We start from the raw sequence: 16,277 nt of genomic DNA, 5'->3' as shown, positions 1-16,277 counted from the left end.
CGGAACAGTGTTCCGACGCTGCGCATCTTACTTCCTAGGCCGATTCCCGTGCACCCGACCGCCTCCGGAGGATGAGAGCAGTCGCGCCGCCTGCGAGAAGCAGGAGTGCCGCCGCGCCGCCGATGAACGGCAGCTGTCCGCCAGTGCCCGGCAGGCCCGGGTCAGGCTTCGGCGGCGTCACCGCAACAACCTCGAACGGGAGCTGCAGGAGCTCGGAGTCTGCCCCGTCAAGGAACGCGGTGTGGTCGCCGAGTTCGAAGTCAGCTGGGATCTTGAATTCGAACACAACCTCGCCGTTCTCGTTCGCGACCTGAGTACCGAGCTCGACGGTTTCAGATTTGATCGACCCCGCGACACTCTCGCCAGGCGCGAACCAGTGGCCAGTGATGACGAGAGTCTCGCCGCGCTTCAGCGTCTTGGCTGACAGCTCCATCCAGGGGCTGCCGACCTGGATCACTGTCGGCTCCGAAACGTTGCCGTGCGAATCCGTAGCGGTGACTGACAGTGACGTGCCCGGCTGCACAGGTGGCTCGAGCGTGCAGCTCCACTTGCCATCTGCCGCTGCGACAGTCTCACAGACGACGTTGCCGTCCTTATCCTTCACTGTCACTGTTGACCCCGGCTCAGCGGTGCCGCCGACAGTCTTGCCGTCAGTCGGGTTGACAACTGGGGGCGCCGGCGGAGTTGTATCCACGATGACCTGCACCGGGGCCGACTCGTTGCCGTCTGGATCGATCTGCACAACTTCAAATGAGCCGTCACCGATCGGGCCACATTCGAAGGTGCCGTCAGGCTTCACCGTCGTGGAACACAGCACCTCACCCGTGTCCGGATCGCGGACCTCGATCGTGTCACCAGGCTCACCCTCACCAGTCACGACACCACCGTCGGTGGAGTCAACCTTCGGCGGCTTCGTCACCGTGATCTCAATCGGCGCCGACTCGTTCCCATCCGGGTCAATCTGCACAACCTCCAGGTCGCCGCCGCCCTTAATCGGGCCACACTCGAACGACCCGTCAGGCTTCACCGTCGTCGAGCAGAGCACCTCACCAGTGTCCGGGTCACGCACCTCGATCGTGTCACCAGGCTCACCCTCACCGGTCACGACACCACCATCGGTGGAGTCAACCTTCGGTGGCTTCGTCACCGTGATCTCGATCGGAGCGGACTCGTTCCCATCGGGGTCGATCTGCACAACCTCCAGGTCGCCGCCGCCCTCAATCGGGCCACACTCGAATGTGCCGTCAGGCTTCACAACGGTGGAGCACAGCACCTCGCCCGTGTCCGGATCGCGGACCTCGATCGTGTCGCCGGGCTCACCCTCACCGGTGATCACACCACCGTCGGTGGAGTCAACCTTCGGCGGCTTCGTCACCGTGATCTCAATCGGCGCCGACTCGTTCCCATCCGGGTCAATCTGCACAACCTCCAGGTCGCCGCCGCCCTCAATCGGGCCGCACTCGAATGTGCCGTCAGGCTTCACAACGGTGGAGCACAGCACCTCGCCCGTGTCCGGATCGCGGACCTCGATCGTGTCGCCGGGCTCACCCTCACCGGTGATCACACCACCGTCGGTGGAGTCAACCTTCGGCGGCTTCGTCACCGTGATCTCAATCGGGGCCGACTCGTTCCCCTCCGGATCGATCTGCACGACCTCCAGGTCGCCGCCGCCCTCAATCGGGCCACACTCGAATGTGCCGTCAGGCTTCACAACGGTGGAGCACAGCACCTCGCCCGTGTCCGGATCGCGGACCTCGATCGTGTCGCCGGGCTCACCCTCACCGGTGATCACACCACCGTCGGTGGAGTCAACCTTCGGCGGCTTCGTCACCGTGATCTCAATCGGCGCCGACTCGTTCCCATCCGGGTCAATCTGCACAACCTCCAGGTCGCCGCCGCCCTCAATCGGGCCGCACTCGAATGTGCCGTCAGGCTTCACAACGGTGGAGCACAGCACCTCGCCCGTGTCCGGATCGCGGACCTCGATCGTGTCGCCGGGCTCACCCTCACCGGTGATCACACCACCGTCGGTGGAGTCAACCTTCGGCGGCTTCGTCACCGTGATCTCAATCGGGGCCGACTCGTTCCCCTCCGGATCGATCTGCACGACCTCCAGGTCGCCGCCGCCCTCAATCGGGCCACACTCGAATGTGCCGTCAGGCTTCACAACGGTGGAGCACAGCACCTCGCCAGTATCGGGATCGCGGACCTCGATCGTGTCACCAGGCTCACCCTCACCGGTGATCACACCACCGTCGGTGGAGTCAACCTTCGGCGGCTTCGTCACCGTGATCTCAATCGGGGCCGACTCGTTCCCCTCCGGATCGATCTGCACGACCTCCAGGTCGCCGCCGCCCTCAATCGGGCCACACTCGAATGTGCCGTCAGGCTTCACAACGGTGGAGCACAGCACCTCGCCAGTATCGGGATCGCGCACCTCGATCGTGTCACCAGGCTCACCCTCACCAGTCACGACACCACCATCAGTCGAATCGACGACGGGGGGCTTTGCCACTGTAATGGGCGTTGACGGAGACTCGTTGCCTCCCGGGTCCACTGCGACAACCTCGTGCTTGCCTGGTGGAAGCGGCTGGTCTGCCGAGCCACACGCAAAGGCACCAGTTGTCGGGTCAGCCGTCGTCTCGCACAGCACGTCGCCCGTATCTGGGTCACGAATGACAACCGTCGATCCGGGTTCGGCGGTACCGGTCACCACGCCACCATCGGTCGAGTCGACCGTGGGCGCGAGCGGGGCCGTATCGTCGATGAGCTTCGCACTTGCGGTTGCAGTTGCTTCCGCTCCGTCAACCGTGAACGAGAGATCAGCAGTGGTTGCCTGACCGTCTACCAGGTCAGCCGTCGTGCCCGAGAGTTCAGCCGTGTAGCTGCCTGTGTCAGACCCGGCAGCAGCCGTCGCGGTGATCGTACCTACGCTCGTCTCGATGACGACAGTCGCAGTGTTGTCGTGGACATCGTTGCCGAAGGCATCCTTGAGCTGCACGGTGACCGTTGCGGTCCCCGGCGGCTCAGACCCGACGTCTATGGTTGTGGGATCGACCACAATCGTCGAGGTTTCGAGGCTCGCTGAGCCAGCAGTGAACTGGATCGGGATCGTCGCTGGGTCTACAGCAGTTCCTGCGACGAGTGCAGCGATTGGGAAGTCAACCCATGCTGTCTCAGAGGTGAGCTCGAACGAGGCTACACCGTCTGCGCCTGTTGTCGCTGTCCCGCTCGTCACGCCAGTCCCGTTCACGCCTGAGGGGAATTCAAACGTGACGACTTCACCCTCGACGAGGTTGTCAGTCGCGTCGCGCACAGTCACTTTGGCGGTGTAGGTGCCGCCGGCTGCCACAGTTCCGTAAGCCGGAGTGATCTCCCAGGTGGAGTTCGCTGCCGAAGCCCCGCCTGATCCGAACTCAACTGACACGGGCGATCCTGAGATCGCTGTCGCCGTGCCGGCAACGTCGATCGTGGCCGCGACCTCGTACGTGCCGGCGACCACAGAGGTCAGCTGAAGCGCTGCTTTTCCGTCGGCGTCCGTGACGACTGTCTGCGGCGAGGCGCCACCGGCCCCCACAACGTCCGCCGGGAAGGTGAACGTCACCGTGACACCGGCTCCGACAGTATTTCCGTAGCTGTCCTTGACTGTCGCTGTCGCCTTGTGACTCGCGGTACCATCCGCGGTAACGACACCAGTAGTTGCGGTCATGGCTGACTGAGAAGCGTCAGGTGCCGCCGCGGTGAACTCGACAGACTTGGTACCAGCCCCTGCCCCACCAACCGGGTCACCACCGATCGTTGCAGAGACATCGTGACTGCCCTTCACAGTCGACGTGATCTCGAAAACGACAGTGCCGTCTGCACCCGAAGTTCCAGTCGCAGCACCGCCACTAACGATGGTGACATCGGCCGGAAGAGTGAGCGCGACGTCAGCACCGGCAACAGGATTACCCGAGCTATCCTTCGCGGTCACCGTGACCGTGTACGTTCCACCAGCCGCAATCGGGCCAGCCGGCGTGATCTCCCAGCTCGAAGCGGAAGCATCAACCTCACCAGCCCCGAACTCGATATCGGCCGGCGAACCCGGAAGCGCTCCGGCCCCGATCGCACCGGCAACCGAATACGTGGCTGCCGCCGTCGAGGTCACCCCGATCGCCGCGGCACCCGCAGCGTCGGTCGCAACAACAATCGTTCCGGTCGTTCCTGACACCCAGGTGCCCGCGGTCGTTCCCGCATACTCAGCCCCCGCAGGGAGCGTGAATGTCACTTCTTCACCCGAAACCGGGTTGTCAAACTCATCCGCGACCGCGGCAGTCAACACGTGCTGCGCGGTCCCATCAGCAGTCTTCACCCCGCTCGTCACCGAGAAATCGGAATGCGCAGTATCAGCTGCCGCCGCGGTGAACTCGACAGACTTGGTACCAGCCCCTGCCCCACCAACCGGGTCACCACCGATCGTTGCAGAGACATCGTGACTGCCCTTCACAGTCGACGTGATCTCGAAAACGACAGTGCCGTCTGCACCCGAAGTTCCAGTCGCAGCACCGCCACTAACGATGGTGACATCGGCCGGAAGAGTGAGCGCGACGTCAGCACCGGCAACAGGATTACCCGAGCTATCCTTCGCGGTCACCGTGACCGTGTAGGTCCCGCCAGCCGCAATCGGGCCAGCCGGCGTGATCTCCCAGCTCGAAGCGGAAGCATCAACCTCACCAGCCCCGAACTCGATATCGGCCGGCGAACCCGGAAGCGCTCCGGCCCCGATCGCACCGGCAACCGAATACGTGGCTGCCGCCGTCGAGGTCACCCCGATCGCCGCGGCACCCGCAGCGTCGGTCGCAACAACAATCGTTCCGGTCGTTCCTGACACCCAGGTGCCCGCGGTCGTTCCCGCATACTCAGCCCCCGCAGGGAGCGTGAATGTCACTTCTTCACCCGAAACCGGGTTGTCAAACTCATCCGCGACCGCGGCAGTCAACACGTGCTGCGCGGTCCCATCAGCAGTCTTCACCCCGCTCGTCACCGAGAAATCGGAATGCGCAGTATCAGCTGCCGCCGCGGTCCACGCCCGCGTCTCGCTTGCGCCGATCTGCTCAGCTCCGAGTCCGGCAGTGAAGACATACTCGCCAGCTACAGAGCTGACAAGCGCGAGGCTTGCGACCCCGCTCGCGTCAGTCGGAACGACGACAACGGTTTCTTCCGTGAACCCGTTGACCCCAGCGGGCACGGTGAAGCTCACGTCGACCCCGGCACCGACAGCGTTTCCGGTTGCGTCCTTCACCGTCGCGGTTGCGGTGTAGGTGCTGCCCGCGCCGCTCCCCGCCTGAAGGGGGCCCGTCTTGTCGATCTCCCATACCGATTCGGTTGCGCTCGGTGCACCGGCGGTGAAGACCGCGTCTGCGGGCGAGCCCGAGACCGCTTCGTCGCTTCCGGCGATCTCAACAGTCGCGGCGATCGGATACGTGCCTGGCACCGAGCTTGTAATCGTCGCTGTGTAGGTCCCGTCCCCGTTGTCGGTGACGTTCGACACTGTCACGTCGGCGTTTGCCGGATCCGCAACGATCTTCACGACCTGGCCCGCGAGCGGCTCACCAGAGACACCGCCAACAACTGTCACGGTTGCGGTGATCGAACTCGTGCCGTTTGCCTCGGCGGTCGCGGGCGCGAGCTCAAGGGTCGAGTCCTCGGCGGATGGATCCTCGCTGTAGGTGAGGATCACGCGGATGTCGGAGCCCATCGTGACTGCAGTTCCGGGAATCGTCACGACACCAGCCGAGGTGAATGTCGCCTCTCCGATCTCGTCGCCCGTGAGCGCATTGATGATCTTTGCCGACTTGAGCACAGTTCCGGCCGGTGTCGCTGTCGGGCTGACAACGACGTCGGTGCCAACAGTGCCTTCGTGCACCGTGCTCGACGGTGTGGTCTCACCCGCGTCACTCACAACGACCTCAGCAGTTGTCGTCGAGGGCGCAGTCGTAGACACGCCCGTCAGCGTGTAGGCGTACGACCCTGTGACGCTGCTCTCGGCTGACACACGAACGACCGAGGAGACCGTCTTGACGTCGTAGTCTTCGACCTCGCCAGGCGTCGTCCACGGCTTAGTACCTGAGGTGGCGGCCGTCGCCGCGTACTCGCCGAGCGTGTTGTCTGGCTTCGTGACGTCTGCGAGCGAGGAGTTGACGCGCAGCGTCGAGAAGCCCGCGGTCGACGGGAAGACGAGGTCAAAATCGACTGTCGCTCCTGTCCCGAACACTCCGTCGCCGAACGCACCTCGCGGGTTCGCGTTCTGGGCGCCCGCGGCTGAGAGCCACGCCCCTACCTTCGCGTTCGCCGCCTGCGCGCCCTCGCTCACCGCACGCATCGGGTAGGTCTGGCCGCTGGCGAACAGCTGGTCTTTCGCGAGCGGAGTGTCGCCCGCGAGGTTCAAGAACACACCATCATCGCTCGCGTGGCTGTTGTCTGTCGCGCCGACAGTATATTCGCCGTTCGTTGCGCCGAGTCTCAGGTCTCCGCTTGAATCCCCTGCAACGTTGAGGTGCTGAGGCCCGTTGCCCGCGGTGGCGTCTGTGCTGAGCAGGCTGTTCCGAGAGAGGTCGGCGGTCGAGCCAGCGAATGCGACGGTGAAGTCTGCGGTGTAGAACACCGACGCGTTGTTGCCCGTGATCTTCACGAGGTCGTCGGTGTCAGCAACGCTGATCGTTGTGGTGAGCGGGGTTCCAAGCGGCGGGTTCACGCCGTTGTTGCCCTCGTTCAACACTTCGATCGAGTTCGTGTTGTCGTTCACAAGGGTTGCGACCTCTGCGGCAACGACCTCACCGTTCTTGGCCTCAGCAGTTGCGCCGGCGCCAGTCGTGAGCTGCGGCTGCACGACGCGCACGTAGCCAACGCCGTTTGACCAGTTCAGCAGCGCTGCATACTCGCCGTTCGCGTCAGTTGGCCGGGAGCCCTGTAGCGTCGCGGTTCCATCGCCGTTGTCTTGGTAAATCGCCACCGTCTGGTTCGCGAGCCCGGTCCCGTTCACGTCTACGACCTTGCCCTGCAGGCCGACGGCCCCCTCGACACCAGCTCCGTCATAGTTCACGTAGTTGCGGTTGAGAAGTCCGGGCGTGTAGCCAGGAATCGCCTCGGCCTTGCCCGTGAGCGGGTCGACTGCAAACAGCTTCTGGCCTGAGTTGATATTTCCCGTCGGTACGACCATTTTCCCGTCGAGGAACGCGAGGGAGACCCACTCGTATATGCCGGTAGGCTCTGACGGCCCTTGATTCCACGTTCCGACTGTGGCAACCGCCCCCGTCTGGGCGTCGGTTCGCACAATGCTGCCGCTCCCGACTGCGGGCGAGAGGAAGTTGTAAACGTTGCCGAGCGCATCGATCGTCATGTCACTGACCGCGCCACCGTTGGCGGTGAGGGGGTTGGCGACAAACCAATCGAAGCTGTTGTCTTCCATCGTCAACGGATCGCCGTCTGGTCCTGGGTTCAGTACGAGGTACTGCACGCGGTTTTCGTTCGCCGTACAGTTGTTCAGAATGACGAGCTCACTCGTGTATGGGTTCACTTCCATACCGCACGAGGAGTTGGTGAAGTCACGGTGAATCGGTTTTCCGGCCGCGTTGGCCTCGGCAACCGTGGGAGACGGGATCTCGATCGAGTATGTCTTCCCCTTCTCGCCAGAGCCGTTGTCAGTCGACGGACTCCAGTCCACCCAGACCGTGTTCGCAAAGCCGTAGTGGGCGAGCGCCTCAGGCGATGCCGCTGAGCGTCCGCCGAGGTTCAACCCCGCAGTCGCATAGATGCCCGGGTTCACCGCGTGCGCGCTGACTCCAAGGTTGTACGAGTTGCGAGTCCCTGTCGGGCCTCCAGCGGCGTTCACGTTGAACCGCTTGATCGCCGTGGTCGGAGTGCCTGTCGTTCCGACGATCAGGTTGAAGTCGCCGCCGCCCCACACACCACCTGCGTGGAGGTCAGCGTCTGCGGGCCACTCGACGATGCCGACGACCTCACCGTGGGGCGTACCGGCGGCGAGCGCCGGGCTCGCTACCGCGAGCGGTCCGAACGCCGCGGCGGAGGTGCCGAGAAGCGCCGCGACGATGACCCCGGCCAACCGCTGCCGCCTGGTGCGCGCTCGCTGTTCTCGGCGTCGATGCGGGTGCCCGGAGCTCTGGGTGCCTGCCGAATGTGTGATCCTCACTTCGCGTTCCCTTCGTTCTGGGGAGCGCCCTGGCTCTCCGAGACGACGTACTTCACTGTGAAGTTGCCGTCGTGGTCTTGTCCAAACTCAACGCGCGCTGAGTGGCTTTCGCTACTCAACGCGCTCACAGTTCCGATTGGCCCAGAGCCCTGCTGGCCCTTGAGCGCAAAACCGGCTCCTTGCAGGTCTTCGATGGCGGCGAGCTGCGCCTCATAGTCATCGACATGCAAATCGACCTGCCATTGCGAGCCGATGAGTATCGAGGTAGTCACCTCGCCCGCGGCGATTGGCACCTCTTGTGTTGTCGGAAATCCAGCTGGCAGGCGGGGGTCGGTTGTGCCGTGTGGGAGGGCGAGCCAGATCCCACCGCCCGCGACGAGCCCGATCCCGAGGGCGCCCGCTATGACTGCTCGCCTGGTGCGGCACTGAGTACCGGTCGCAGTCGAGTCGTCAGACTGCGTGCCAGCGTCGATGCTCTCGGGACGCGCCTCGTCGACGACGCCCGGTGAATCGTCAGCTTCGGCAACGCCGTGGCTATGATGCTTCGTTGCGGTCATGTCCCCCATCCAATCTGCTCATGTAGCCACAGCAGATTCGCGGAAACCGCAGTCACTCACGGCGACCGCAAGCGAAATAGCAAGGCAACAAACAGCAAGTTAATTGGGATTCTATACACGAAATTCTCAGGCGTGAAGAAAAATCATCAATCGTTCATCACCGCACGGTGACCCCCTGATACTCAGTCGCTACTCAGCCGCTTGGAGTGAGTAACGCGAAAGCTCCCCCGCCTTGGCGAGGGAGCTTTCTACGATTCGAACTGCCGACCGCTAGCTACGACACGAGCCGGGCTCGCGCGACCCGCGCGCGCTCGCGTACACCCTCGGCATCAAGCGTGAGGTGCTCCCCGTCTGCATAGACGTGACGGCCTCCGATGAAGACATGCCGCACGTCCCTTCCGGTCGCACCATAGACGAGATGCGCCACGAGGGACTCTGGCGCGAGTGGCGCAGCCGCTGTGCCGCGAAGATCGACCGCGACGACATCGGCGAACTTGCCTGCTTCGAGTACCCCCGAATCAGCGAACCCGATTGCAGCGGCGCCACCCCTCGTCGCAATGTCGAGCACCTGCGGACCGAGCACTGCCGCCGCGTCCTGGCGAGCCCCCCGGTGCAGAATCGTTGCGTGCTTCAACTCCTCGAACAGGTCAAGCGAGTTGTTACTCGCGACCGAGTCAGTGCCGATCGCGAGCGCGAGGCCAGCGCCGATCATCTCGGGAAACGGGGCGATACCGTTGCCAAGCTTGAGGTTCGAGACAGGGTTGTGGCTGATGGAAGTGCCGGTCTCGGCAAACGTCGAGATCTCGCCCTCGGTGAGGTGCACACAGTGCGCGGCGTGCACCTCAGCGTCGAAGAAGTCGAGCGATGCGAGATGATCTCCAGGCGTTTTCCCGTACTGCTCTCGAATCTGCGCGACCTCGGCAGCCGACTCCGAGACGTGAGTGTGGATCGGAATGTTGCCGGCGAGCGCCCGCTCCCGCACCTCGCGCAGAAACTCGGGTGTGCACGTGTAGGGGGCGTGGGGCCCGAAGCCTACCCGCACGAGTGGGTCCTCGCGGTAGCGGTCTGCGAGCCGTTCGACCTCGTCGAGCACCTCGGCCCCCGTCATCGGAGAGACAGTTGGGTAGGCAACGTGGTCGCTCGCACTGCACGCTAGCGCCGCAAACACGCGCATGCCGGCAGCGCGAACTCGCTCGATGAGCGCCTCATCCCAGTAATACATGTCAGCGAACGCGACAGTCCCTGTCTCAATCATCTCGAGCAGCGCAAGCTCGAGCCCCGCGACGAGATCGTCGTGGGTGAGCCGCTGCTCGATGCCCTGCACGGTCGCGAGCCACTGCATGAAACTCTCGTCGTCTGACACGCCTCGCTGGAGGGTCATGGCCGAGTGGGTATGACCGTTGGTGAGCCCCGGCATGAGCGCATGGCCCGCGAGGTCATGCGTCACAACGCTTTCGGCGCGCGGCGGCCCGGCGTAGCTGATGCGCCCCGTCTCATCGAAGGCGAGCTCTGCGGGGGCCACCGTCCCGGCCGGCGTGAGCATGGAGTCGGCGCGAAGCACTGTCTCAGTCGTCATGCGCCAAGGCTACCGGGCGCGGCAGGTCTGTGGCAGTGGGCTAGCCGCCGAGCCTGCGCTGGCGAGCAGAGTAGTCGCGCAACGCGCGGAGGAAGTCGACCTCGCGCAGGTCGGGATACAGTGCCTCGACGAAGTAGAACTCCGAGTGCGCCGACTGCCAAATCATGAAATCCGAGATGCGCTGCTCACCCGACGTGCGAATGACAAGATCCGGATCGGCCTGTCCCCGCGTCCACAGGTGCTCACCGATCTTGTCGGGGGTCAGGGTCTCGGCAAGGTTCTCGAGGGTACCGCCATCCTCCTGATGCGCCTCAATGACGCTGCGCACCGCCGCCGCGATCTCACTGCGGCCACCGTACCCAACTGCGAGGTTGACGTGCAGGCCAGTGTTTCCCCGCGTGCGTTCCTCCGCCGCCGCTAGAGCCGTCGCGAGCTCCGGGGCGAGCCCATCACACGAGCCGACATGCTGCACCCGCCAGGCAGGGTTGCGGGCGAGCTCGGTGGCAAGTTCGGCAATGATCCCAAAGAGATCCTCGAGCTCGTCGCTGCCCCTGGCGTTCAGGTTGTCGGCTGAGAGCAGGTAGAGCGTCACGACCTTCACGCCCGCGTTCTCGCACCAGCCGAGAAACTCGGGAACCTTGCGGGCGCCAGCTCGATGCCCAAACGCCGCACGCTCTTGCAGCCGCTGCTTCGCCCAGCGCCGATTCCCGTCGACGATGACAGCAACGTGGTGCGGCACGCGCGCGTCGACGATCTCACGCCGCAGACGCTGCTGGTACAGGCGGTACAGCAGGCCGGTGCGCGGCGGTTTGGGCTGGGGGGTCACCTGGGTAGTCTAGCGATGTGCCGCCGCCTGGGCCCGGGTGTTTCATCAGCCCAGCCGCGCGACAAGTGGGGGTAGCCTACATATATACCCCGCGAGATCTGTTGGGACCATACACTCAGGGCATGACCGTTTCCGATGCAGAGGATGCGGTGGGCGCGCCGCTAGATCCCCGAGACACCGCCTCACCTGTGCCCGAGAGTGAGGCTGACCAGGGCACCGACAGGTTCGCCCTGCCGCTCCTCGACGACGCACTCGAACACGAAGCCGAGCACGGCGGCGACGACGAGGCGTCTACCGACGAGGTAAAGCCACGCTGGCGCGGCTGGATCCACGCTGGCACGTTTCCCATCGCCGTCGCGGGAGGCATCGTGCTCATCTCGCTCGCGCACGGCGCACTCGCGAAGTGGGCATCGGCTGTCTTCATGCTCACAAGCATGCTGCTCTTCGGCGTCTCTGCGCTCTACCACCGCATCAACTGGAAGCCCACGACGAAGCAGCTGTTCCGTAGGCTCGACCACGCGAACATCTTCATGCTCATCGCTGGCACGTACACCCCGATCGCGCTGCTCGCGCTTCCCCCTGAGAAGGGGATCCTGCTGCTCGTGCTCGTATGGGCGGGAGCGCTCCTCGGAATCGGCTTCAGGGTGTTCTGGATCGGCGCGCCGCGCTGGATGTACGTTCCGCTCTACCTGCTGCTCGGCTGGGCGGCAATGATGTACATCGTCGACATCGCGCACGCGAACCTCGCCGCGATGGTACTCGTGATCGTGGGCGGCCTGCTCTACACAGCGGGCTCAGTCGTCTACGGATTCAAGAAGCCCAACCCGGTGCCTGGGGTGTTCGGGTTCCACGAGATCTTCCACTCGCTCACGGTGATCGCATTTCTGTGTCACTGGACAGCTGCACTGCTGCTCGCGCTCGACCCCATCTATCTGCAGTAGCGCGCGGGCGCAGCCGACGGCTACTCGCCGGCGAGCACCCTGAGCACCGCATCTCCATAGCGTTCAAGCTTGACCTGCCCGATGCCTGAGATTGCGAGCAACCCATCGTCAGTTGTTGGCTGATGGGTGGCGAGCGCCGCGAGCGTCACATCCCCAAACACGACATACCCAGGCACGCCCTGCTCCTTCGCCTCGGCGGCACGCCACGCCCGTAGCCGCTCGAACACCTCGGCCTGCTCGGCCGTGAGATCCGCTGCGGCTGCAGAACGCTTCGCCCCGCTGCTCGGCCGCGTCGATGTCGCTCGCGCGATGACTTCCTCGCGCATCAGCACCTTTTCTTCCCCGCGGAGCACCGGCTTCGCTGCCTCGCTCGGCCAGAGCACTCCCCATTCGCCCCGAGCTTCGAGCAGCCCAATTGCGACAAGGTGACGCACGACGCCGCGCCACTGCGCGACTGTCCACTCGGTTCCAATGCCCCAGGTTGAGAGCTCGTCAAGCCGCATCTGGCTGACGCGCTCGGACCCCACTCCGCGAAGGACGTCGATGTGCTGACCGGCAGCGTATGTGCGCCCGCGCTCGTTCTGCGTACGGATGATCGTCGACAGCAGCATCTGCGAGGGAACCGTCGCGTCCCAGAGCTTCGGCGGGTCCAGGCAGACGTCACAGTTGCCGCAGCTTTCGGGGGCGTCGAGCTCGCCGAAGTAGCCGAGCAGGTACCTGCGCCTGCAGGTGACGCTCTCGCACAGCGCGAGCATGTGATCGAGATGGCGGGTCTGATTGGCCCGGGTCGCCTGGTCTCCGTCACCCGAATCAATGAACTGGCGCTGTTGCACGACGTCGGCGAGGCCGTACGCGAGCCAGGCCTCAGAGGGCGCTCCGTCACGCCCGGCTCGGCCAGTCTCCTGGTAATAGCCTTCGACGGACTTCGGTAGATCGATGTGTGCGACAAACCGAACATCGGGCTTGTCGATGCCCATCCCAAATGCGATCGTCGCGACTACAACCACGCCGTCCTCGCGAAGGAACCGGGTCTGAGCATCGAGTCGCACGTCTGCGGGCAAACCAGCGTGATACGCAACGGCGTCGATTCCGGCATCCCGCAATGCGGCCGCCGTCTGCTCGACCCGTTTGCGACTCAGCGCGTACACGATTCCGGCTTCACCCTGGTGCTCCGCTCGAATAAACGCGAGCAGCTGCGAGCGCACATTTTGCTTCGGCACGATCTGGTAGCGGATGTTCGCGCGGTCAAAGCTCGACACGAAGTGGCGGGCGTCCGCGAGGAACAACCGCTCAGTGATCTCCCGGTGAGTCTCGGGCGTCGCGGTCGCCGTGAGCGCGATCCGCGGCACGTCTGGCCATTCAGTTGCGAGGGCGCCGAGCCGCAGGTAGTCGGGCCGAAAGTCGTGGCCCCACTGCGATACGCAGTGTGCCTCGTCGATCGCGAACAGGGCGACAGTTCCCCGCTTCAGAAAATCGACGGTGCCTGGCACCGCAAGCTGCTCTGGCGCGAGATAGAGCACGTCGAGCTCGCCGTTGAGGTAGGCGGCTTCGACGGCCCGCCGCTCCTCCTGCGCGAGCGACGAGTTCAGCGCCGCGGCGCGCACCCCAGCGAGCTGCAGCGCCATCACCTGATCGTGCATAAGGGCCACGAGCGGCGACAGCACAATGCCGGTGCCCGCGCGGGCGATCGCCGGGATCTGGTAGCACAGCGACTTGCCGCCGCCAGTTGGCATGAGCACGACCGCGTCCCCGCCAGCAACAACGTGGCGAATGATCGCCTCCTGCTCGCCGCGGAACTCGCTGTACCCAAAGACCCCCGAAAGGATCTCCTGGGGGTCGCGCACAACGCCCGTCATGCAGCTAGGCTCCAGTGCTGCGGGATCCGTCGTTCCCATCACCGCGTGCGTTGTTCTCGGACCCCGCACCATCAGCGTTCCCACTCTCGGCGAGCTCCGCCGCGATGTCCTCGCGGATCTCGTGGCGGTAGGTGTTACGGCGCAGGCGCTTCACGAGCAGAAACCCGAGCGCGATAACGGCGGCCGCGAATACTGCGGTCGCAATGAACCCCTCGGGGCCAGGCGTGACCTTGTCTGGGTCAAACGTCTCGCCGTCTTTCGCGGCGATCGCGATGACAGCCTCGGCAACAAATGACTGAGCGGCAAGCGCCACGCTCGAAACAACACTCATCGTGCGTTCTCCTCAATTCCTTCAAACAGATCTGCTTCAAACTCGCTGGTCTCGACTCTGGAGCCCGCCAGCCTGTAATCCTCAAACGGCCACGCCTGCAGCTGAACCTCGTTCGGCCAGAAGAAGAACGAGCTGTCGGGCGACACCTGGCTCGCGTGCGCTCGGAGCGCGTCGTCGCGCTTGTCGAGGAACGGGCCAACATTCACGCGAGCGGTTCCGGTGTAGCCACGCCGCAGCAGCCATTCGCTCATCTCATCGATGCGCGTCAGTACCGGGGATTCCGGGTCGTTCTCCACGAGCCACGCACGGATCGCTTTCACCCGCTCAGAGTTGAAGATGTCTTCGTAGTACATCTTTCCGATCTCCCACGGCTCGCCGGCATCCGGGTACGCGCTCGCGTCTCCCGAACGCTCCCACGCAATCATGCTGATCTCGTGGGTGCGGATGTGGTCTGGGTGCGGGTATCCGCCCTGTTCGTTGTAGGTGATCATCACGTGCGGCTTGAACGCGCGAACCACGCGCACGAGTGCCTCGGCCGACACTTCCTTCGGCACGTCGGCGAACGATCCTGAGGGGATATCCTCCCCCTCGCCTGGAAGCCCCGAATCCTCGTAGCCGAGCCACGTGTGCTCGAAGCCGATGATTTCCTGTGCGCGGGCCATCTCGCTGCGTCGCAGGCCGGCGAGATCGCGGCGGCTCCGCGGGTCGCGGGCCGCTAGCTCGTTGAGCACGTCGCCGCGCTCTCCACCCGTGCAGCTCACGATCAGCACCTCGACGCCCCGGTCAAGGTAGTGGGCGTAGGTGCCTGCTCCCTTGCTCGATTCGTCGTCGGGATGCGCGTGTACGGCGATCAATCTGAGCGTCATGGGCGTCCTTTCACATGCAGCGATCATGCGATCCCGATACGCTGGCACGGGACTAGTCTAGCCAGCACACACCGGAGGTTCCCCGTGACCGAAACCGCCAGCGACACCGTAGCCGACCGCTACGGCGCGAGCCGCTCCAAGCGGTGGGATCGGCGTATCGGCTGGTCGCTCGCCTCGGTCGCAATTCTGGTCGGGCTACTCGTCATCGCGTTCGGAAACTGGCGGCAGAGCACCACCGAGTTCCAGAACATCGGTTTCACACTCCACAACGAGGGCGGCCCTGGCGACGCCTTCAGCGCGAGCACCAAGTTCGAGGTGAACGCCGACCCCGGCGTTGCCGTCAGCTGCGCCGTCGAGGCGCTCAACACGTCGAAAGCAACCGTCGGGTGGAAGATCGTAGACCTTCCCGTTATCGATGGCCGCTCCCAGACCGTCAGCGTTGACATCGTCACGCTGGGGCCGGCGACGGCGGCCCACGCGAAGGCGTGCTGGCCCGTCGAACGCTAGCCAGCACAACCTGCACTGATACCCTTGTGCCGTACGCCCTGCTCGACGGGGCGTTCGTCATAGATCAGCGGGTTCGCTCTCCCTCGGTGGGCGAACCTTCCCCCAAGGAACGAGGACACCATGGCCGAGACCACGCAGACCTGGCTCACGCAGGAGGCATTCGACCGCCTGCAGTCCGAGCTCGACGCACTCTCCGGCGCGGGCCGAAAGGACATCGCGGCCCGCATCGAGGCGGCTCGCGAGGAGGGGGACCTCAAGGAGAACGGCGGCTACCACGCCGCGAAAGACGAGCAGGGCAAGATGGAAGCGCGTATCCGCGACCTTACCGAGCTCCTCAAGCACGCGACGGTCGGCGAAGCTCCAGAGGCCAACGGCGTCGTCGTTGTCGGCACAGTCGTGACCGCAGAGGTGTTTGGTGACGAAGAGCGGTTCCTCCTCGGAAACCGCAACCTCGCAGACGGCTCTGACCTCGACGTGTACAGTGCTGAGAGCCCGCTCGGCGCTGCCATTCTCGGGCTGAAGGTCGGCGAAGAGGCGAGCTACACGGCACCCAACGGCAAGGAGATTCCCGTGAAGGTGCTCGCAGTCGACACTTACGCGTAACACGCACAGTCCACATAAACGTCAGT

General features: G+C 64.4%; 10 protein-coding genes. 3 read left to right on the top strand and 7 right to left on the bottom strand.

The features are described 5' to 3' along the window. Window positions 1-34: 34 nt before the first annotated feature. From KI794_RS02655 to KI794_RS02640, 4 genes are all read right to left on the bottom strand, one after another. Window positions 35-8,188 carry an Ig-like domain-containing protein gene (locus KI794_RS02655; protein ID WP_255809039.1) on the bottom strand — a complete coding sequence of 2,718 codons (8,154 nt, stop codon included), beginning with the start codon at window positions 8,186-8,188 and terminating at the stop codon, window positions 35-37. After that, window positions 8,185-8,745 carry a hypothetical protein gene (locus tag KI794_RS02650; RefSeq protein WP_255809038.1) on the bottom strand — a complete coding sequence of 187 codons (561 nt, stop codon included), beginning with the start codon at window positions 8,743-8,745 and terminating at the stop codon, window positions 8,185-8,187. Before KI794_RS02650 ends, KI794_RS02655 begins: the two co-directional genes overlap by 4 nt. 274 nt (window positions 8,746-9,019) lie before the next feature. Further along, window positions 9,020-10,321: an amidohydrolase family protein gene (locus tag KI794_RS02645; RefSeq protein WP_255809037.1), complete on the bottom strand. Its 1,302-nt coding sequence runs from the start codon at window positions 10,319-10,321 to the stop codon at window positions 9,020-9,022. A 40-nt stretch (window positions 10,322-10,361) separates the two neighbouring features. Continuing rightward, window positions 10,362-11,147 carry an isoprenyl transferase gene (locus tag KI794_RS02640; protein ID WP_119281288.1) on the bottom strand — a complete coding sequence of 262 codons (786 nt, stop codon included), beginning with the start codon at window positions 11,145-11,147 and terminating at the stop codon, window positions 10,362-10,364. 122 nt (window positions 11,148-11,269) lie between these two features. Here KI794_RS02640 and trhA point away from each other — a divergent pair, with 122 nt between their 5' ends. Next, entirely contained in the window at window positions 11,270-12,088 is an 819-nt protein-coding gene (trhA, locus tag KI794_RS02635) for a PAQR family membrane homeostasis protein TrhA (protein ID WP_119281289.1), read from the top strand. Window positions 12,089-12,108: 20 nt separating this feature from the next. Here the strand turns inward: trhA and recQ are convergent, their stop codons facing one another. Genes recQ through mca form a run of 3 tightly spaced genes read right to left on the bottom strand, consistent with a single transcriptional unit; the run spans window position 12,109 to window position 15,141 of the window. Continuing rightward, on the bottom strand, window positions 12,109-13,944 hold the full coding sequence (recQ, locus tag KI794_RS02630) for a DNA helicase RecQ (RefSeq protein WP_255809036.1): 1,836 nt from the start codon (window positions 13,942-13,944) through the stop codon (window positions 12,109-12,111). A gap of 4 nt (window positions 13,945-13,948) precedes the next feature. Continuing rightward, window positions 13,949-14,275: a hypothetical protein gene (locus KI794_RS02625; RefSeq protein ID WP_255809035.1), complete on the bottom strand. Its 327-nt coding sequence runs from the start codon at window positions 14,273-14,275 to the stop codon at window positions 13,949-13,951. After that, a complete protein-coding gene (mca, locus tag KI794_RS02620; protein ID WP_255809034.1) occupies window positions 14,272-15,141 on the bottom strand; it encodes a mycothiol conjugate amidase Mca in 870 nt (289 codons plus the stop codon). Before mca ends, KI794_RS02625 begins: the two co-directional genes overlap by 4 nt. A gap of 84 nt (window positions 15,142-15,225) precedes the next feature. Here mca and KI794_RS02615 point away from each other — a divergent pair, with 84 nt between their 5' ends. Together KI794_RS02615 and greA are read left to right on the top strand one after the other, a co-directional pair. Next, window positions 15,226-15,648 (top strand): DUF4307 domain-containing protein, encoded by a 423-nt coding sequence (locus KI794_RS02615; protein WP_255809033.1) that lies wholly within the window; start codon window positions 15,226-15,228, stop codon window positions 15,646-15,648. Between the two features lie 120 nt (window positions 15,649-15,768). After that, window positions 15,769-16,251 (top strand): transcription elongation factor GreA, encoded by a 483-nt coding sequence (greA, locus tag KI794_RS02610; RefSeq protein ID WP_119281294.1) that lies wholly within the window; start codon window positions 15,769-15,771, stop codon window positions 16,249-16,251. The last annotated feature ends 26 nt before the right edge of the window (window positions 16,252-16,277 follow it).

The organism is Leucobacter aridicollis, from assembly GCF_024399335.1.
In the GTDB taxonomy this organism is placed as follows: Bacteria; Actinomycetota; Actinomycetes; order Actinomycetales; family Microbacteriaceae; genus Leucobacter; species Leucobacter aridicollis_A.
Note: the sequence above shows the minus strand (reverse complement) of the source record. Positions and strands in the feature narration are given on the sequence as shown.